Genomic DNA, 19699 nt, shown 5'->3' on the forward strand with positions numbered 1-19699 from the left:
TTATCCTTCTGATTTAAAATCAACATTGATTCTAACTGTTTTACCTTTTTTAGGTTTAGGATATATTATACTTTTTTGTTCTTCTAAAAAAGCTTTTAAAGAAAGGTCAAAACTTGTATTTTGTGAATATTTTTTTATTCTATAATTAAAAGTTCCATCTTTTGTTATTATAACTTCAACCGTGGAAACTAATTTATCTTCTCTTACTGTTGGAACCCAAGCATTTAATAACTCACTAACTTCTGAATAATAATCGTCACTCTCTTTATTTTTACTAGAGTTTAAAGAACTTACATTAGTAGTAGTTTGATTATCATTAAGTAATTTATCAATTTTTACATTTGAAGATTTTTTTTGTTTTTCAAATTTTGCTTTAAATCTCTTTGGATCTAATGATTTTTGAACATTATTAATTTCTTTTTTCTTTACAACTTTTTCTTTTGTTTTAACTTTTCCAAATAAAGATTTTAAATCAGGTCTTTTTTTACTTGCAGCAGAAGTTGATTTTTTTATTAATTTATCAAGTGGTTTTTTTGTTTTTTTATCTTCTTTTTTTTCTATTCTTTTTTTGTCACTTTTTTTTACAATCATGTCTAACTGAATAACAGTAGCTTTTGACTTAATATTATAAGTTTTAGGTTTAGGACTTGAAACATAGTATATAAATGAAAAAACTATAAGAATATAAAAAGAAAAAGATGCAATACCCGCATATAAAAAGATAGGATTTTTTTGCATTAATTATCCATCAGTAACTAATGCTACTTTGTAAAATCCAGCTTCTTTTACAGACTTTAAAACATAAATAATATCATCATACTTTAATGATTTATCAGCTCTAATATGTACAGGAGTATTTTTATCTTTACCATTTACAAATAATAAAAAGCTGTCAGGAAAATTGTTTATTTCAATTTTTTTCTTGTTTAAACTAACAATTCTATTTTTTGTTATAAGTATATCAATTTTTTTGAAACTCTGAACTTGTTGAGACTTACTACCTTTTGGTAGATTTATTGGTTCTTCAAATTCAATAACTGGTGCAGTAACCATTAAAATTGCTAAAAGTACTAGCATAATATCAACTAGTGGAGTAATATTTAAATCAGGTTTTTGATTGAAATCGTACAAAACTAACCTTTAGCAATTAAAATTTCAGATTGAGCCTTAATGTAAGTATTTAACTCATAAACTTTTCTAGTTATAATCTGATGAAAAGTATAAGCAAAAATTGCAACAAATATACCAGCAGCAGTAGCAACAAGTGCTTCAGAGATAGCAGGAGCAATTACAGAAAAACCAACTTTGCTGTGACTTGAAAATTTTGCAAAAGATTCTAAGATACCAACAACGGTACCAAATAAACCAATAAATGGAGATGTAGAAGAGATAATAGCTAACCATGAAATACCAGCACTAGCGTCTTTAATAATATTAATTTCACAAGCATGTAAAATTTCTCTTGAATGAGAATTATTAGAACATTTGTTTAATGCAGATAAAGGTGAGAAAGCAGCTTCTCTAGAAGTTAAAGATTCTAAGGATTTTTGTTCATTAGTAATCATAGCTTTTAATGAGAAGTATCTATAAATATAGATCCATATTGTAATAATCAAGTAAAGTGACAATAGCGCTAAAACGATATACGTTATAGCGCTACTATTTGCCAAATAATTTAGTATTGTGTTTATCATAAGCTCTAAGCGAATGAATTAATTTTAGCTTCAACTGATGCAACAGAGATATTAGAATCTTTTACAGAATTTACTAATTCTTTTGCAGCATCAATATTTTTAGCTATTTCAGAGTCTTGCCCTTGTGTTAATGCGATAGCACCATCTGCTAAAACATCAACAGATTTTTCATCTACTTTAACATGTCCCCAGTTAATAGCAACAGCTTCAGTAGAATCAGCTTTTTCAATTACGATTACACCAACAGTTAAAGAAGAAACTAACGATGCGTGACCTGCTAAAACTCCGAACTCTCCCTCTTTTCCAGGAAGAGTTACGGTTTTAACGTCATCGTTAAAAATTTCTCCATTAGGTGTAACGATTGATAATTTAATTGTATCCATCATATGCCTTATGGGGTTATTTCATACTCTCAGCTTTTGCTAGAACCTCGTCGATTCCACCAACCATATAGAATGCCATTTCAGGAACATCATCATATTTACCTTCTAAGATTCCAATGAATCCAGCAATAGTATCTTTAAGTTCAACATATTTACCTGGAGAACCTGTGAATACTTCTGCAACGAAGAATGGTTGAGATAGGAATCTTTCGATTTTTCTAGCTCTAGAAACAACAAGTTTGTCAGCTTCAGATAATTCATCCATACCAAGAATTGCAATAATATCTTGTAAATCTTTGTATTTTTGAAGAACTGATTGAACACCTCTTGCTGTATCATAATGCTCAGCACCAAGTACGTCTGCGCTTAAGATTCTAGAAGTAGAATCTAATGGATCAACTGCTGGGTAAATACCTTTTTCAGCAATTTTTCTGTTAAGTACAGTTGTAGCATCTAAGTGAGCGAAAACAGAAGCAGGAGCTGGATCTGTTAAGTCATCCGCAGGAACATATACTGCTTGAACAGAAGTAATTGAACCTTTGTTAGTAGATGTAATTCTTTCTTGTAACTTACCCATTTCTGAAGCAAGTGTTGGTTGGTAACCAACAGCAGAAGGAATTCTACCTAATAATGCAGACATCTCAGAACCTGATTGTGCAAATCTAAAGATATTATCAACGAACATTAATACATCAAGACCTTTTTCATCTCTGAAGTATTCAGCCATTGTAAGACCAGTTAATGCAATTCTATTTCTTGCTCCTGGAGGCTCACTCATTTGACCATAACATAATGCAACTTTGTCCAGTACGTTAGAATCTTTCATTTCGTAATAAAGGTCATTACCTTCTCTTGTTCTTTCACCAACACCTGCGAATACTGAGTATCCTGAATGTTTGAAAGCAACGTTATGGATTAATTCCATGATAATAACTGTTTTACCAACACCAGCACCACCGAATAAACCTACTTTACCACCTTTAGAGTAAGGAGCAAGTAAATCTACAACTTTGATACCAGTTTCAAACATTTCTGTTTTAGTTGATTGTTCTTCAAAAGAAGGAGCAGATCTATGAATAGACCATCTTGGAGCTTCATCTGAAACCGCTTCACCTTCATCTACAGGATCACCAATAACATTAAAAATTCTTCCTAATACTTCTTCACCAACAGGAACTTTAATAGGACCTCCTGTAGCGTTACATTCTTGACCTCTAGTTAAACCTTCAGTCATATCCATTGCAATAGTTCTAACTCTACTATCACCAATGTGTGCAGCAACTTCTAATACTAATCTATCAGCATTAGCGTCCGCTAATACTACGTTGATAGCTTCATTAATTTCTGGTAGGTAGCCGTCGAATTCAACATCAACAACAGGACCCATTACCTGAATAACTTTACCTTTCATACGGGCAGCTCCTTTAAATTATTTTAACGATTCAACACCACTGATAATTTCTATCAGTTCTGTTGTAATTGCAGCTTGTCTAGCTTTATTATATTCTACAGTTAAAGAATCAACTTTTTCTTTTGCATTCTTAGTAGCGGCTTCCATTGCTTGCATTCTTGCAGAATGTTCAGCAGCTAAAGAATCAATTAAACCGTAATACATATTGAAATCAATATATTTACCTGTTAATTCATTTAACACTTCTTCATCATCATCTGGTTCAATATCTAACATAGATTCTGAATCTTTAGATTCAACAGCATCTAAGCTAATTGGTAACAATTCTCTAACTCTAATTTCTTGAGTAAGCATGTTTAAGAATCCATTATAAACAATGATAACTTTATCAGTTACACCATTTTGGAAATCTTCAACAACACTCTTAATAAAATCAGCCGCTCTGTCGTACTCAGGCGCAGAAGAAAGATCATTTACTGCTTGGTCTAATTCAATACCTTGGAAGTTAAAGTAATCAACACCTTTTCTTCCAGCAGCTCTTAATCTAACTGTTGCACCTTTTTCTTCATGCTCAGCTTTAATTTTACCAACAGTTTTAATTGTTGCCATATTAAAACCACCGCAAAGTCCTTTGTCAGCAGTTACAAAAACAATATCTACTGTTTTTGGTTTATCATTTGAAACAAATGCTCTACCAATATTTCCTTCGTCTTGAACTTTGCTAACTCTAGCAGCAATATCAGAAAGAACATCGTTTATCTTATTTGCGTAACTTTTAGCTTGATCAGACAGTTGTCTAGTTCTAGTAAGTTTCGCAGAAGATACAAGCTTCATAGCTTTTGTTGTTTTCTGAGTATTTTTTACACTACCAATTTGTAATTTAATTTCTTTTAAGTTAGCCATTTAACTAATCCTTAGTTTGCACTAAATACTGTTTTAAACTCTTCTAAAGCAGCTTTTAATTCAGCTTCAGTTTCATCATCGATTTTTTGTTTAGATTTAATTGCATCTAAGATGTTAGTATACTTTTGTTCGAAGAATGAATGTAATTCAGCTTCAAATTTAACAACATCGTTTACAGCAACATCATTTAAATAACCTTTTGTACCAGCATAAAGAATAACAATTTGTTTTTCAATTACTAATGGAGCATTAACACCTTGTTTTAATACTTCTACCATTCTTTGACCAAGTTCAAGTTCTCTTCTTGTAGCTTCATCTAAGTCTGATGCGAATTGAGCAAACGCTTCTAATTCTCTATATTGTGCAAGTGATAATTTTAAAGTACCAGCAACTTGCTTAGTAGCTTTAATTTGTGCAGCACCACCAACTCTTGATACAGATAAACCTACGTTAATCGCTGGTCTAATACCTGAGTTGAATAAGTTAGTTTCTAAGAAGATTTGACCATCTGTAATAGAAATAACGTTTGTTGGAATATATGCAGCAACATCCCCAGCTTGAGTCTCAATAATTGGTAATGCAGTCATAGAACCAGCACCCTTTTCATCAGACATTTTAGCAGCTCTCTCAAGTAATCTTGAGTGAAGATAGAATACATCCCCAGGGAATGCCTCTCTACCCGGAGGTCTTCTTAATAATAGAGACATTTCTCTATATGCAACTGCGTGTTTAGTTAAATCATCATATACGATTAAGGCATGTTGACCGTTATCTCTGAAGAATTCACCAATAGTAACACCAGTATATGGAGCTAAGAATTGTAATGCAGCAGAATCTGCAGCACCAGCATTAACAATAGTAGTATATTCCATTGCTCCAGCTTCTTCTAATGTTCTTACTACAGAAGCAATAGTTGAGGCTTTTTGACCAATAGCAACATAAATACATTGTACATTCTCACCTTTTTGGTTAAGAATAGTATCAATAGCAACAGTTGTTTTACCAGTTTGTCTATCACCAATAATAAGCTCTCTTTGACCTCTTCCGATTGGAACAAGTGCATCAATTGCTTTAATACCAGTTTGTAATGGTTCATGTACAGATTTTCTAGCCATGATTCCAGGAGCTTTTTCTTCAACTAATCTATTCTCAGCTGCTTCAATAGCACCTTTACCGTCGATTGGTTCTCCAAGAGCATTAACAACTCTTCCAGTCATATTTTGACCTACTGGAGTTTCTAAAAGTTTTCCAAGTCTCTTACAAGAAGTTCCTTCTCTTAAACCTTCACCTTTTCCAAGTACAACAACACCCACAGAAGATTCTTCTAAGTTTAAAGCAAGACCTTTTTCGCCATTTTCAAACTCAACAATCTCTCCAGCCATAACATTTTTTAGACCGTAAACTTGAGCAACACCATCTGCGTAAGAGATGATTTTACCAGTTTCATTTACATCTACATTTAATTCAAAGTTATCAATTCTTTCTTTAATAATAGAACTGATTTCATCAGCTTGAATTTTTGCACCCATTCAATTTCTCCTTTGTAAGTTCTAAACTGCTTTTAAAATATGATCAATCATTTGTGATTTTAATCTCTCTTTTGAGAAAGAGATTTCAACCCCAAGTCCATCAATATCTACTTTAATACCATCATAATCACAAACGTTTTGTGATAATGACAAGTTAACATCAAATTTTTTACTAAATTGTGCTTCAATTGAAGACACGTAATCACTTGAAAGTTCTTGATTAGTATAAACAACACCAACATATTTATTATTCATAATTGCAATTTGAGCGTTTAACTCTTCTGCAATAAATGGTAATAATGCTAATCTTCTTTTCTCACCAAGTAATTTTACAAGATTCGTTAAAGTTTCATCAGCTTTTTTCACTAAAGAAAGAACTAATTCAACTTTTTTACTATCATTAACTTCTGGTGAAGAAATAATAGAATTTAATTTTTCATCAGCGAATGCTGTAGAAATTGTGTTTAAGCTTTTAGCTACAGTAGATACAACTTTGTTATCTCTACCATCAATTAAAGCTTTAACATATCTTTTTGCTACTAAATCATTCATTACGCTACCTTCTTAAGAACAATATTAGCTAACTCATCTTGAGATAACTTGATATTGTCAGATTTTAATAACTCATCAAGAATTTCTGCAACAACTTCTCTTTTAGCTTTTGATGTTTCAACTTTAATCATTTCATCTAGATTTTTTTCTAAATTAGAGATATCAGAATCAACAGCTACAGATACTTTTTGCTTAACTGAATCAATATCAGCTTTCGCAGTTTCAACTATTTCAGCTGCTAATTTCTTAGCATCATCAAGTTGTTTTTGAGCGTCAGTAACTTTATCTTCTGAAGCTTTTAAAGTATCTTGTACTTTGTCAAGTTCAGCTTGAATAGATAAAGATCTTTCAGCGAAATATGCTTTAATTTTATCAGCAAGTAAATACCATAAAATTCCAGCAAAAATAATAAAGTTAACGGTTCTCTGAACAATGTCAGTTTCAACCGCACCTTCTTGTGCAAGTAATGCAACAGGAGCTAAAGCCAACCCAAGTAATATAATTCTTTTCATCTTCCCTATTCCCTTTTCTAAATTGAGCTAAGCTTAGCTTTTAAGCTCTCATTAAATTGAGGCATAGTTGATACTAAAGAATCTCTTAGAGCCTTAGTTTCCTCTTCTAAATTTTTTGCAAATTCAGCAGATTTTGCTTCCAAATTAGACTTCGCGCTAGCAAGTTTTGCGTCAGCACTATCTTTTGCTTCCTTATAAGCTTGTTCTCGAATCACAGCTGCTTCTTTTTTTGCTTCAGCAATTACATTATTTGCTTCTGCAATCATACCGTCAACGTCTGCACCGTTTGATTTTGCATCTTCTAAATCTTTCTTTATAGAAGCCGCTCTATCATCCATGTGTTTAAGTAATGGTATAAATAGACAACTGTTTAGCCTAGCAACAACTAAAAGAAAGATGATACCAGAGCTAAGCAATAATACAGGACTTATGTCTAACATTCATTCCTCCATATTTTTTACAGTTTAGTTTAACTAAAACGGGTATATTTTAGCAAAGTTATATATAAAATTTTATTAAAGGAATAAATTACATTCTAAATTTTTATTTTTTGTTACTATTGTAACTGAAAGTAAGCAGATATTTTGTCAATATCCTCTTGTGAGTTGATTTCAATCTTAAAATAGTTCTTCTCAGCCTTTACTTTAAGGTCATTTGACTGTAATTTTGATACTACACTTTGTAGTGGCTTAAAGTCATAATTTATAGATTTTGTCTCTTTTTTAGTTGATGGGTTAGTTTTAGACTTTAAGTCTTTAACTAGTTTTTCTGTTTCTCTAACTGACAGTTTCTGTCCAATAACAGAATCTGTAACCATTTTTTGTTCATTATCACTTAATCCAAGCATAACTTTAGCGTGACCTGCACTAATTTTGTTGCTTGCTAAAAACTGTTGTACATATGAGCTTAATTGTAACAATCTTAATGTATTAGTAATTGAAGTTCTTGATTTGAAGACTTTTTTTGAAAGTTCTTCATGTGTAATATTATGCTCATTTATTAATTGTGCATACGAATAAGCTAATTCAATAACATTAAGATCATCTCTTTGAATATTTTCAATAAGTGCTAATTCTCTAAGTTTTAATTCTTCAACATTAATTATAAAAGCTTTAATATGAGAAATATCTGCTAGTTTATGTGCTCGTAATCTTCGCTCACCTGCAACTAGAATATATTGATCATCATTTGATTCAATAACAGTAACAGGTTGTAATAAACCATGTTCAACTATTGAATCACTTAATTCTTTTAGTTTATCTTCATCAAAAATTTTTCTTGGTTGGTTTGGATTTGCAATAATTAAATTTACATCTAATTCTGCCATTCCTGAATTTTTATTCTCTGTAGAACTTTCATATGCTGATTCTACTTCTCCTAATAATTCTCCTAATCCTCTACCTAATGCCATTAATATTTCCTAATTATAATTTTTGTTAACCAGCAATTGCTTTTGCTAAGTTCGTATAAGCTTTTGTTCCACTTGCATTTGCATCATATAACATGATTGGTTTACCAAAACTTGGAGATTCTGCAAGTTTAATATTTCTTGGAATTACTACATAAGAATTTCCTTCAACTTTAAATAACTTATTTTCAAAATGTTGTGCTAAGTCAGCAAACACTTGTTTTGACAAATTATTTTGAGAAGAATACATAGTAGGTAAAAAACCTCTAATATGTAATGATTTATTAATTGTTTGTTTAATTAGTTTAATTGTATTTAATAACTGTGCTAAACCTTCTAATGCGAAAAACTCACATTGGATTGGAATTAGTACAGAATTAGATGCACTTAATGTATTAATTGTAATTGGGCCTAATGCTGGTGGAGAATCAATTATAATATAATCGTAATCTTTTTTAATTGGATCGATTTTTCTTTTTAATACTAATTCTCTATCTTTCATATTTTTATAAAATTCTTTTTCAATACCAACTAGTCCAATATTTGATGGAGCAACTTGTAAGTTCTCAATCTCTGAATCTAATATAATTTCAGGCATTTCTTTTGTACCTAACATTACATGATAAATATTATACTCGTAAGTATCTCTGTGAAATCCTAAGGATGTTGTTGCATTTGCTTGAGGATCAGCATCAATTAATAATACTCTTTTTCCTTCTAATGCTAAAGCTGCACTAAGATTAACTGCAGTAGTTGTTTTACCAACTCCACCCTTTTGATTAGCTATTGAAATAATTTCTGTCATCTTAAACTAAATACCTTTTCATTGTTTAATTCTATTGAGCCATCATCATTTAATATTGCATCATTTAATGATACTTTCTTATTGTTAATGGTAGCACGGAATCTTCGACTATGTTCGAATTCTATCTGAAACTCACTAAAAATTTGCTTCCATGATATTTTTTCTTCTAATTTATTAAAATACTCTTTTAATAGATCATCAATATTGGCTTCAATGTCCAAGTTACCGTACTCATCACTAACATTTATTAGGTTTAGTCCTATTCCACAATAGATCAAATCCTTAGAAATATTTGTAATCGTCCCACCTATTTTTTTATCACCAATATAAAAATCATTTGGCCATTTTAACCAAAGTTTTGAATCATTTTCTTTTAGTACTTTCTTTAATAAAAAAGAGAAATAAATTGATGCACTTTGTATTGGTAAATCATTAACCAATAAATTTTTATCTAATACAAAAGAGAAAAAAAGATTTCCTCTTTTCCCAGTCCATTCATTTCCTCTACTTCCTACTCCATTTGTTTGTAAATCTGTTACAATACACAAAGGATAATTATAACTATTTGTTTGAATATAATTTTTTAAGTAAGTATGAGTAGAATCAACTTTATCTAATCTTATAATTTTCATGTTTTTATTATACATTATTACTTTACAAGAATTTATTAAATATAATTTTTTTAAAAAGGTCACTATGTTAGATCCAGTATTACCAATAGCCATGTATTTAATACTTGGTTATTTATTTAAAGTTATCTATCATGATAACTCAAAACAACTAATTGAGTTTATAATTTATTTCTCATTACCTGCAATTGTTTTCTCTAAAATCTATCCTCTAAACTTAGATGAAAGAATTCTTGGATTAATAATAATGTTTATGTGTTTTATTTTGTTTAATTTAGCTCTTGCATATTTTATTGGTAAATTGATGAAATTAGAGAGATTGTTGTTAGCTACATTTATGATTATGGCAACATTTGGAAATACATCTTTTATTGGATTCTCATATATTGATGCATTTTATGGTCAAGATTATATTGTATATGGATTGATATATGATTTATTTGGTTCTTTCCTTTTATTAGTATCTTTAGGTATGTTTATAATTACTTGGGGAAGTGGCAGAAAAAGTGATACAAAATCAATAATGAAAAGTGCACTATTGTTTCCGCCTAGTTTAATGTTTTTAATAACTGTATTTCTTAAAAACTTTGAAATTCCAAATTTTATCTTATTAACAAGTGAAACTTTGGGGGCAACATTAGTACCTATTGCAATGATTGCTATTGGTATGAAATTAGAGTTAAAACATATTTTTGTTAAATTTCATATAGTTTCAATGGCTATGATATTAAAAATGGTAATAGTACCTATAATAGTGTTATTAGGATTTCAATTATTCTATGGGATTAATGAAACATGGGTTAAAGTAACTATTATAGAAGTTGCAATGCCACCAATGACAATGGCTACAGTTTTAGCAATAAAAGGTGGGTTAGATGAGAAAGTTGCTATTAACTCTTTAGTTTTAGGAGTTTTACTTAGTTTAGTGACAATTACGATGTATACAAGATATTTAGCTTAAGCTAAATATCTTATATTAATAAATCTTTTTCTTGAAGTCTTTGACCTCTAATGTAATCTGCGCTATTAACAGCTTTTTTAGATGGTGCTTGTAAAGTTTTAATTTTTAAACTACCTTTTATACATCCTAGAATAATATAATCTTTTGCTATTTCTAAAAGTTCACCTTCTTTGTTTGATGAACACTCATCAATTAATTCAATATCTTTTAATTTAAGACCAGATTCTAAAAATACTCCAGGCCAATATGAATAAGCTTTATATTTTAAAAATAGTGCTTTAGCATCCTCTAAAGATACTAAACCATCTTCTTTTTTAATTTTTTTGCAAAAACTCACTTCAGCTTCATTTTGTTTTTTTGGTTTAATTTTATCAAAATCATTTAATGTAGTAATTGTAAGTTTTGCTGCAATATCAGATAATTTAGCAAAAGCTTCGGCTACTTCCATTGTAGAAGTAATTTTTAAATATTGTAAACCTAAAATATCTCCACTATCAAGTCCTTCTTCCATGAACATTGAAGTAACACCCGTAAAATTATCATCATTTAATAGTGATTCTTGAATAGGAGAAGCTCCTCTGTATTTAGGTAATAAAGAAGCATGAAGATTAATACATGGAGCGATATCTAAAATTTCTTTGGGTAATATTTGTCCATAAGCAGCAACAATAATAAAATCTGGATTTAAAGCTTCAATTTGTTCTTTAGCTTCAGTATTTCCTCTTAATTTTTCTGGTTGATAAATAGGAAGAGACAGGTCTTTATTTATACAAAATTGTTTAATATGAGGAGGTGTTAAGACCTGTTTTCTACCAACAGGTTTGTCAGGCTGAGTAAATAATCCTACTAACTCATAAGAACTATTTAATAGCTCCTCAAAAATTGTAGTAGCATAATCAGGCGTTCCCATAAAAAGAATTTTTTTACTCATTAATTATCCTTATTTTTGTTTTGCTTCGAATACTGTTCCACTTTTATGATTATCTTTAAGTAGGAAATCATAAGCATTAGTTAAATCAAATCCAGAACTTAAATACATTTTTATATTTCTATCCATTAGAAACTTAGCAGCTTTTAATTTTGTTACCATACCACCAGTTGCAAATTCAGAATTAGGAGTATGTTTCATTTGTAAGTTTTCTTCATCAATAAAATCAATATTTTTCTGTAACTGCGCATCTGGATTTTCATGAGGATTACTATCATAATAGCCATCAACATCACTTAAAATTGCCAACATATCAGCATCAAAGAAATATGCAGCATGTGCTCCTAATTGGTCATTATCTCCAAATAAAAGTTCTTCATTAGCGATAACGTCATTTTCATTAATTATTGGAACAATATTGTTTTTTAATAAAATTTCCATAACAGATTTAGCATTATCCGATCTTTTTCTAGAATCAAAGTCTTCAGCAACTAAAAGCATTTGAGCACATACTAAATCATGTTGAGCAAATCTCTTTTTATAAAATTTCATTAGTAAGGGTTGTCCAATAGCAGCTAAAGCTTGTCTATTTAAAATTTCTCTTCTATCTAAATTTAATTTAGTATTACCAGCAGCAACAGCTCCTGATGAAACTAAAATTACTTCAAGATTATTTTCTATTTTTAATTTAGCAATTAAATCAACTAAATTATTTAGTCTATCAATCGCTAAAGTTGTATCTTCTCTTAATACAGCACTACCAACTTTTATTACAAGTCGTTTCATTTACCTTGTTCCAATAATTTGTAAAGAGCAAAAGTAATAGATTTAACATTTTTTCTAGTAACAGAAGAAACTGGTAATACAAAGAATGGCTTTTCATTATCAAATTTATTATAAGTCAAGTCTTGAACATAATATGGATAGTTTTTATCAAACCCAAGCTCATTTTCTCCACTTACTTCTAATCCAATATCAGCAATAAATTGTCTAATATCAGCATCTAAATCTTCACCATAATAACCATCTACTTTACTTAAAGCAATAGCAAAGTTTCTACCTGCTAATTCTCCAGAGAATTTAGCAACTTCTTCTTTTAATACTCTATATTGATCAATCATAGTTCTATAGTTTGCAACATCTACCATAAATAAAAGAGTTTTAGTTCTTTCAATATGTTTTAAGAACTCTAAACCTAATCCTCTACCATCAGCAGCACCGTCAATAATTCCTGGGATATCAGCCATTACAAATGAATTATAATCACCAACTTCAACAACACCTAATTTAGGAGTTAAAGTAGTAAATTCATAGTTAGCAATTTCAGGATTTGCATTTGAAGTAGTAGAAATTAATGTTGATTTACCAACATTTGGATATCCAACTAAACCAACATCTGCAATTAACTTTAATTCTAATCTAATATTTCTTGTTTCACCTGGAAGACCTGGTTGAAAATATGTAGGTCTCTGGTTTCTTGAGTTTTTAAAGTGAACGTTACCTAGTCCACCTTTTCCACCTTCAATAAACTGAATTTTTTCACCTTCGTGAATTAAATCGTGTAAAACCTCACCTGTATCATCATCTAATACTTGTGTTCCTGGAGGTACAATAAGTACTAATGGCTCAGCAGACTTACCAGTCATTCTAGAAGCCATACCTTGCTTTCCATTATCAGCTCTAAAAACTTTTCTACCTTTGTAGTTAGAAAGTGTATCAGTATTATTATCTACTAAAAAGTAAACATCTCCACCTTTTCCACCATCTCCACCATCAGGTCCACCCTTTACAACGAACTTTTCTCTTCTGAATGATGAACAACCTTGCCCACCTTTTCCAGAAGAAACACTAAACCTAGCGCTATCTATAAACATATTATTTCCTCTATTTATGTGAAAAATAAAAAATCAATTCTACTTATTAACTTTCTATTTTTCACTATTGTATATATATAAAAAAAGGGTGCAGGCAAAAGCCATACACCCTTTAAGAAACAAAAAGTATTCTTGATTACGAAGCGTAAACAGAAACTTTTTTTCTTTTTTTATCTTTAACTTCGAATTTTACAACTCCGTCAATTAAAGAATAAATTGTATGATCTTTACCAATACCAACGTTTGCACCAACGTGAACTTTAGTACCTCTTTGTCTAATAATAATGTTACCAGCTCTTACAGCTTCTCCACCATATTTTTTAACGCCTAATCTTTTACCAGCTGAATCTCTATTATTTTGAGTAGATCCTTGACCTTTCTTATGAGCCATACTTTATCTCCTTAAGTTCTATGCTTATGCAGCGATTTTAGTAATTCTAATTTTAGTGAAGCTTTTTCTGAAACCTCTTTTTAACTTAGAATCTTTTCTTCTTCTTTTTTTGTAAATGATAACTTTTCTATCTCTATTTACACCTGTACCATCTAAAACTACTTCAGCTTGTACTGTTGCAGATGCTACAGCTTCACCAGTTTTTAATTCACCATCGTTGATAGCTAAAACGTCAGTAATTTCTAAAGCTTCTTTAGCAGTTTTACCAGTATAATCGATGTCTAAGATATCACCCTCAGTCACTTTATATTGTTTTCCACCACATTTAATAATTGCGTACATTTTTCTTCCTCTAGTATTAAGTTCTATATGATTACTTCTTGTTGTCAAAATCATGCTAACTTTATTTTTCGAACGTGAATACTATCTAATAATACTTTAAACCTTGTTTAAGTCTAAGCTTTTTTAATGATAATCGCTAGCAGTTGCCATTGCATCTATCATAATTAAAGAATTTTTAGGTAATCCTTTGGCTGCAATTGTACTTCGTGCAGGCTTATGATCACCAAAAGCTTCAGCGAATAATACATTAACTACACCAAAATCTTCTATATTTTCTAAAAAAATAGAAACTTTAACAACATTTTCCATTCCACTTTCAGCATCCTCAAGCAAAGTTCTTAAGTTTGCAAGAACTTGTCTAGTTTGAATTTTGATATCTCTTTCGACAATAGTTCCATCTAAAGTTACTGGTACTTGCGCAGATGTATAAATCATTCCATTTACCTTAACAGCGGGTGAATATGGTCCAATTGCTGCTGGTAAATTATCACTTTGAATTAATTTCATTATCTTTTCCTTATAAAGTTTATTACTTTTTTATGAATTTTACAGAAAGTAATCTACAAAAAAAATAAATTTTTTAAATTAGTTATAAATTATAACTTACTAATTTACCTTGTTTTAATTGGTAAATATTATCTTTAATTTTTCTAAGTAAATTTGCTTTTTGTTTGAACTCAAGAGTTCTATCGTAAGATATTGCCGTAAGTTTATTTGAATAAAACTTATATAACAGTACTAATAACTCCTGATTTAGTCTATCATCATCATAATCTTCTAATTTTTCATTTAAAACAATTGCATTTAATGAAATGTTCCCTATATCATTTAATACTAATTGAAATTCATTCTGATGAATTTCAAACATCGAAGGATCTACAATATCTAAAACAGCATCTAATCTTTGAGGTTTTTCTAAAATTGCTTTTATAATACATAACTCTTGAATATTAATTTTTGATAAATTAACTTCCATAGGTCTTGCATTATCAGAAGAAACTTTAACTAGATTTTCTCTAACATTTAATTTCTGAGCAATATACCTTTTATATTCATCTTGATAAATTGCACCTAGTGATTTTAAATAATCGTTTGATTCTATTAATGCTTTTTGTTTTTGACTTGGATTATTTATTTCATATTTTGAAATAATATAATCAATTGCATATGGAATAAAGGCCATTGGAGAATTAAACATAGAATTTAATTCTTCTATTCTTCCACTTTTAACCATATCAGCAGGATCTAGTTCTTCACCAAAAATTACAACCCCACCTTCAAATTCACTCTGAGATAACATAACAGATGCTTTAAAAGCTGCAGCAAGTCCTGGTTTATCACCATCATAAGCTAAGATAACTTTTGGTTCACCACGTCTTACTAAAGGTAAATGGTCTTGTGTTAGAGCTGTACCCAATGTTGCAACTGCCGTATTAAAACCTGCTTGATGAAGCATAATTACATCTAAGTAACCTTCACATACAATTAGTTGATCTTTTTTATAAATATTCTCTTTTGCAAGATTGTAACCATATAGAAGTCTAGACTTATTAAATAATTTTGTTTGGGGTGAATTAATATACTTTGCATTATGACCAGTAATTGTTCTACCACCAAAACCAACCATTTTTCCATTTATTCCATAAATAGGAAAAGTAATTCTTTCAATAAATCGTGAATAAAGACCATTTTGGCCATTATCAATTACACCTAATTCTATAGCTTCATTCAGGTTATAGTGATTTGATTTTAAATAGTTGATAGTATCGTAAGATTTAGGAGCATATCCAATTTCAAATTTTTCTATTGAAAATTCAGAAATCCCTCTGCTTCTTATATACTCTTTTGCTGTATTATTGTTAACATACAATTTTTGATAATATTTATTTATATCCTCAAGAACTCTAATATCTTGTTTCTTTTGATTAGTATTATCATACTCTAGATTTACATTATACATTGAAGCTAATTTTTCTAATGTTTCAGGATAAGAAAGTTTTTCATATTCCATAACAAATTTTATAGAATCGCCCCCTACTCCACATCCAAAACAATGGTAAATTTGTTTAGAAGGACTTACAACAAAAGATGGTGTATCTTCCCCATGGAAAGGACAACAAGCTTTAAAGTTAGCTCCTGATTTTTTCACTTCAATAAATTGTGAGACTACATCTACTACATCTAGATGGTTTTTAAGATTATCAATTGATTCTTTTTTTATCATGTATCTATTATACACTTTTATTATTTTATAGGAACTTTTATGATAAAATATTGGCTTAATTTGAAGCCAAATAAAAGGTATATATTGGATAACATAGTTTTAGAGTATAGAGATCCACTTTTTGGATTAATTATACTTGCAGCATTAATCTTTTTAATATCATTCTTTACCTATTCTTACGGAGTTTATAAAGAAAGACTTGCAAGAAAAGATTATAGAAAACTATCACATAGATTTGAGCTTGGAAAACTAAAAGAAGAAGATTATGTACATTTATATAAAACATATAACTTGCCATTTGATTCTATTCTTTTATTAGCCTCATCCTTTTTACATAAAGGTGACTACAACAAAGCTATTTCAGTATATTTAACTTTACTTGAACATGTAAGTGACAGAGTTAAAAAAGAAGAACTTCTTGAATTACTTGGAACTACATATTTTAAAGGTGGTTTCCTTCAAAGATCAAAAGAGATATTTTTAAGAATATTAAAATTCTCACCTCGAAATCAAAAAGCATTAACATATCTTTTAATTATTCACGAAAAATTAAAGGAATTCCAAAAAGCAAAAGAAGTAACTACTTGCTTAGAAGAATTAAATAAGGATATGTCAAAAGATAAAGTATATTTAGATGCTTTAATTATCTTAAATGACCCTGTTTATTCTTATGAAAAAAGAAGTCAACTATTATATGGTATATTTAAATCAAATCCAGATATTCAAAGATTATTCGCTGAATTCTTATTACAATTTAATAAACCATTTTTCTGGGAACATGTTGAAGAATTTGATACAAGAGCATTTCTTGATTTAATGTGGTATTTAAATTTCGATGATATTGATTTTGACAAAGTTGAAGGTAATAATTTGTTAGTAGAATTATTCAATGCAAAAGGTTATCTAGACAATATTAAACATAGTGATGATTTTGTCTTTGATATATTAATTGCCGTTAACAAACATGAACATAAAACTAATGCTACATTAGATTTTGAATTTATTTGTTCTTCATGTAAACATGTGCATCCTGTTTATGATACAAGATGTCCACACTGTCATAATATTTTAACTTTTAATGTTAAACATAATTTATCAAAGGGATTTGATAGTGAAAATCAATCTTTACAATAAGATTAGTTTAAAAAAATTATGTTATAAATATTTGGTAGTTTCAAAACAACACAAAAATAATATCAATTTTATTGAAATTTCATACTAGCTATGTGCATTATAAAAGATGTGCTATACTTGCAAGTTCAATAATAAAATAATAATTTTCTAAAAGGAATGTCAAAGATGAGTGATTACTCAAAATTAGAAAAGTGTTTGGGTTATCAGTTTAACGATAAAAATCTGATAATCGAAGCACTTACTCACAAAAGTTTTAAAAAGCCATATAATAATGAAAGGCTTGAGTTTTTAGGTGATGCAGTTTTAAACTTAATTGTTGGAGAATATTTATTCTTAAAGTTTCCAAAATCAAATGAAGGTGAATTGTCAAAGATAAGAGCATCTTTAGTAAATGAAACTGGTTTTACAAAATTAGCAAATGAAATTAAATTAGGTAACTATATATTTATATCAACAGCTGAAGAGAGAAACAAAGGTAGAACAAAAGCCTCAATTCTTTCAGATGCATTTGAAGCAATTATGGGTGCTATTTATTTAGAATCTGGCCTTGATGTATTAAAACCAATAATTTTAGAATTATTAGAAACATCTTATGAGCAAATCAATTTAGATGTATTATTCTCTGATTATAAAACAGCTTTACAAGAAATCACACAAGCTAGATTTGGTTCAATTCCAGAATACAGAATAGAAGGTTCATTTGGACCTGATCATAAAAAAGAGTTTGAAGTATCAATTTGGATTGATGGAGATACTTATGGAAAAGCAAAAGGTAAAAGTAAAAAATTGGCACAACAAGCTGTTGCTAAAATTGCTATTGATAAGTTGAAAGGAAGTAATTAATGAATACTTTTGGTCATAGATTTAAATTTACTACTTTTGGTGAATCTCATGGAAAAGCTCTAGGTTGTATCGTTGATGGAGTTCCTGCTGGAATTACTATTGATGAAGAGTTTATTCAAAGTGAAATGGATAGAAGAAAACCAGGACAGAATAAATATGCAACTGCTAGAAAAGAAGGTGATAAAGTTGAAATTCTTTCAGGAGTATTTGAAGGTATTACAACAGGAACACCAATCTCAATGGTAATCTTTAATGAAAACCAAAAATCAAAAGATTATACAAATGTAAAAGATCTATTTAGACCAGGTCACGCTGATTTTACATATTTTAATAAATATGGAACAAGAGACTATAGAGGTGGTGGAAGATCTAGTGCTAGAGAAACAGCAGCTAGAGTTGCCGCTGGTTCTATTGCAAAATTAATGCTAAAAGAACTTGGTATTGAAGTGCAAAGTGGAATTTGTGAAATTGATGGAATTAAAGCAGAAGATTTTGATTTCTCAAAAGTAAGTGATTCTGAAATCTTTGCACTTGATGCAAGTGTTGAGCAAGCACAAAAAGATGCAATTCTTGCGGCTAAAAATAAACATAATTCAGTTGGTGGAGTGGCATTAGTAAATGTTAAAAATGCACCTATTGGATTAGGTGAGCCATTATATTTCAAACTTGATTCTCAAATTGCAAACGCAATGATGAGTATTAATGCTGTTAAAGCAGTTGAAATTGGAGATGGTACACTTTCATCAAGAGTTAAAGGTTATGATAATAATGACCAAATTAGAAAAGATGGATTTAAAACAAATCATTCAGGGGGAATACTAGGTGGTATTTCAAATGGAGATGATATTAATGTTAAAGTATATTTTAAATCAACACCATCTATTTTTATTGAGCAAGAAACAGTAGATATTCACAATAATGAAGTTGATTGTGCACTAAAAGGAAGACATGATCCTTGTGTTGCAGTTAGAGGTTCTGTTGTTGCTGAGTCAATGATGTCTTTAGTTTTAGCTGATATGGCATTACTTAATATGAGTTCTAAAATGGAAAATGTAAAAAAGGTTTATAGTAAATAAAGATTACTTTAAACTTTTTTATATATAATTTCATCAATAAGCATCTCTTTGGTTAAGGGATGCTTTTTTTTTACTTTATTTTTTAGTACTTTTTATTAAT

General features: G+C 29.6%; 24 protein-coding genes. 4 read left to right on the plus strand and 20 right to left on the minus strand.

Going from position 1 to position 19699, the window contains the following annotated elements; translation table 11 throughout:
• The 13 genes from ALEK_RS13285 to ALEK_RS13345 form a co-directional block, all read right to left on the minus strand.
• Nucleotides 1-738: a TonB C-terminal domain-containing protein gene (locus tag ALEK_RS13285; RefSeq protein WP_071627095.1), complete on the minus strand. Its 738-nt coding sequence runs from the start codon at nt 736-738 to the stop codon at nt 1-3.
• A gap of 3 nt (nt 739-741) precedes the next feature.
• Nucleotides 742-1131 (minus strand): biopolymer transporter ExbD, encoded by a 390-nt coding sequence (locus ALEK_RS13290; RefSeq protein ID WP_071627094.1) that lies wholly within the window; start codon nt 1129-1131, stop codon nt 742-744.
• A gap of 2 nt (nt 1132-1133) precedes the next feature.
• Nucleotides 1134-1616: a MotA/TolQ/ExbB proton channel family protein gene (locus tag ALEK_RS13295; RefSeq protein WP_228146293.1), complete on the minus strand. Its 483-nt coding sequence runs from the start codon at nt 1614-1616 to the stop codon at nt 1134-1136.
• Between the two features lie 83 nt (nt 1617-1699).
• Nucleotides 1700-2077: an ATP synthase F1 subunit epsilon gene (gene atpC, locus ALEK_RS13300; protein WP_071627092.1), complete on the minus strand. Its 378-nt coding sequence runs from the start codon at nt 2075-2077 to the stop codon at nt 1700-1702.
• Nucleotides 2078-2093: 16 nt separating this feature from the next.
• On the minus strand, nt 2094-3488 hold the full coding sequence (atpD, locus tag ALEK_RS13305; protein ID WP_071627091.1) for a F0F1 ATP synthase subunit beta: 1395 nt from the start codon (nt 3486-3488) through the stop codon (nt 2094-2096).
• 18 nt (nt 3489-3506) lie between these two features.
• Complete coding sequence (atpG, locus tag ALEK_RS13310; RefSeq protein WP_071627090.1) at nt 3507-4391, minus strand: ATP synthase F1 subunit gamma; 885 nt, start codon at nt 4389-4391, stop codon at nt 3507-3509.
• 11 nt (nt 4392-4402) lie between these two features.
• Nucleotides 4403-5920: a F0F1 ATP synthase subunit alpha gene (atpA, locus tag ALEK_RS13315; RefSeq protein WP_071627089.1), complete on the minus strand. Its 1518-nt coding sequence runs from the start codon at nt 5918-5920 to the stop codon at nt 4403-4405.
• 21 nt (nt 5921-5941) lie between these two features.
• On the minus strand, nt 5942-6472 hold the full coding sequence (locus tag ALEK_RS13320) for a F0F1 ATP synthase subunit delta (RefSeq protein ID WP_071627088.1): 531 nt from the start codon (nt 6470-6472) through the stop codon (nt 5942-5944).
• Complete coding sequence (locus tag ALEK_RS13325) at nt 6472-6984, minus strand: F0F1 ATP synthase subunit B (RefSeq protein WP_071627087.1); 513 nt, start codon at nt 6982-6984, stop codon at nt 6472-6474. Before ALEK_RS13325 ends, ALEK_RS13320 begins: the two co-directional genes overlap by 1 nt.
• Nucleotides 6985-7001: 17 nt before the next feature.
• Nucleotides 7002-7424, minus strand: a complete 423-nt coding sequence (locus tag ALEK_RS13330; RefSeq protein ID WP_071627086.1) for a F0F1 ATP synthase subunit B family protein — start codon at nt 7422-7424, stop codon at nt 7002-7004.
• Nucleotides 7425-7540: 116 nt separating this feature from the next.
• Complete coding sequence (locus tag ALEK_RS13335) at nt 7541-8395, minus strand: ParB/RepB/Spo0J family partition protein (protein WP_071627085.1); 855 nt, start codon at nt 8393-8395, stop codon at nt 7541-7543.
• A gap of 25 nt (nt 8396-8420) precedes the next feature.
• A complete protein-coding gene (locus ALEK_RS13340; RefSeq protein ID WP_071627084.1) occupies nt 8421-9197 on the minus strand; it encodes a ParA family protein in 777 nt (258 codons plus the stop codon).
• On the minus strand, nt 9194-9829 hold the full coding sequence (locus ALEK_RS13345) for a biotin--[acetyl-CoA-carboxylase] ligase (protein WP_071627116.1): 636 nt from the start codon (nt 9827-9829) through the stop codon (nt 9194-9196). Before ALEK_RS13345 ends, ALEK_RS13340 begins: the two co-directional genes overlap by 4 nt.
• 64 nt (nt 9830-9893) lie before the next feature.
• Between ALEK_RS13345 and ALEK_RS13350 the strand changes: the two genes are divergently transcribed.
• A complete protein-coding gene (locus ALEK_RS13350; RefSeq protein WP_071627083.1) occupies nt 9894-10787 on the plus strand; it encodes an AEC family transporter in 894 nt (297 codons plus the stop codon).
• Nucleotides 10788-10797: 10 nt separating this feature from the next.
• Here ALEK_RS13350 and fmt read toward each other — a convergent pair whose 3' ends face one another.
• The 7 genes from fmt to dnaG all read right to left on the minus strand — a co-directional run bounded on the left by fmt (nt 10798) and on the right by dnaG (nt 16546).
• Nucleotides 10798-11718: a methionyl-tRNA formyltransferase gene (gene fmt / locus ALEK_RS13355; RefSeq protein ID WP_071627082.1), complete on the minus strand. Its 921-nt coding sequence runs from the start codon at nt 11716-11718 to the stop codon at nt 10798-10800.
• Between the two features lie 9 nt (nt 11719-11727).
• Nucleotides 11728-12501 (minus strand): glutamate 5-kinase, encoded by a 774-nt coding sequence (proB, locus tag ALEK_RS13360; protein WP_071627081.1) that lies wholly within the window; start codon nt 12499-12501, stop codon nt 11728-11730.
• Nucleotides 12498-13589 carry a GTPase ObgE gene (gene obgE, locus ALEK_RS13365; RefSeq protein WP_071627080.1) on the minus strand — a complete coding sequence of 364 codons (1092 nt, stop codon included), beginning with the start codon at nt 13587-13589 and terminating at the stop codon, nt 12498-12500. Before obgE ends, proB begins: the two co-directional genes overlap by 4 nt.
• A 136-nt stretch (nt 13590-13725) precedes the next feature.
• On the minus strand, nt 13726-13980 hold the full coding sequence (gene rpmA, locus ALEK_RS13370; RefSeq protein WP_071627079.1) for a 50S ribosomal protein L27: 255 nt from the start codon (nt 13978-13980) through the stop codon (nt 13726-13728).
• A 24-nt stretch (nt 13981-14004) separates the two neighbouring features.
• Complete coding sequence (gene rplU / locus ALEK_RS13375; protein WP_071627078.1) at nt 14005-14322, minus strand: 50S ribosomal protein L21; 318 nt, start codon at nt 14320-14322, stop codon at nt 14005-14007.
• A 123-nt stretch (nt 14323-14445) separates the two neighbouring features.
• On the minus strand, nt 14446-14829 hold the full coding sequence (locus ALEK_RS13380) for a Rid family detoxifying hydrolase (protein WP_071627077.1): 384 nt from the start codon (nt 14827-14829) through the stop codon (nt 14446-14448).
• 82 nt (nt 14830-14911) lie between these two features.
• Entirely contained in the window at nt 14912-16546 is a 1635-nt protein-coding gene (gene dnaG / locus ALEK_RS13385) for a DNA primase (RefSeq protein WP_071627076.1), read from the minus strand.
• An 84-nt stretch (nt 16547-16630) separates the two neighbouring features.
• Here dnaG and ALEK_RS13390 point away from each other — a divergent pair, with 84 nt between their 5' ends.
• From ALEK_RS13390 to aroC, 3 genes are all read left to right on the plus strand, one after another.
• Nucleotides 16631-17680, plus strand: coding sequence for a tetratricopeptide repeat protein (locus ALEK_RS13390; protein WP_071627075.1), 1050 nt, complete (start codon nt 16631-16633; stop codon nt 17678-17680).
• A 165-nt stretch (nt 17681-17845) separates the two neighbouring features.
• The gene (gene rnc, locus ALEK_RS13395; RefSeq protein WP_071627074.1) at nt 17846-18523 is read left to right on the plus strand and encodes a ribonuclease III; all 678 of its coding nucleotides are present in this window, start codon (nt 17846-17848) and stop codon (nt 18521-18523) included.
• Nucleotides 18523-19599: a chorismate synthase gene (gene aroC, locus ALEK_RS13400; RefSeq protein ID WP_071627073.1), complete on the plus strand. Its 1077-nt coding sequence runs from the start codon at nt 18523-18525 to the stop codon at nt 19597-19599. The genes rnc and aroC overlap by 1 nt, the downstream gene beginning before the upstream one ends.
• Nucleotides 19600-19699: the final 100 nt, after the last annotated feature.

The organism is Poseidonibacter lekithochrous, assembly GCF_013283835.1.
GTDB lineage: Bacteria > Campylobacterota > Campylobacteria > Campylobacterales > Arcobacteraceae > Poseidonibacter > Poseidonibacter lekithochrous.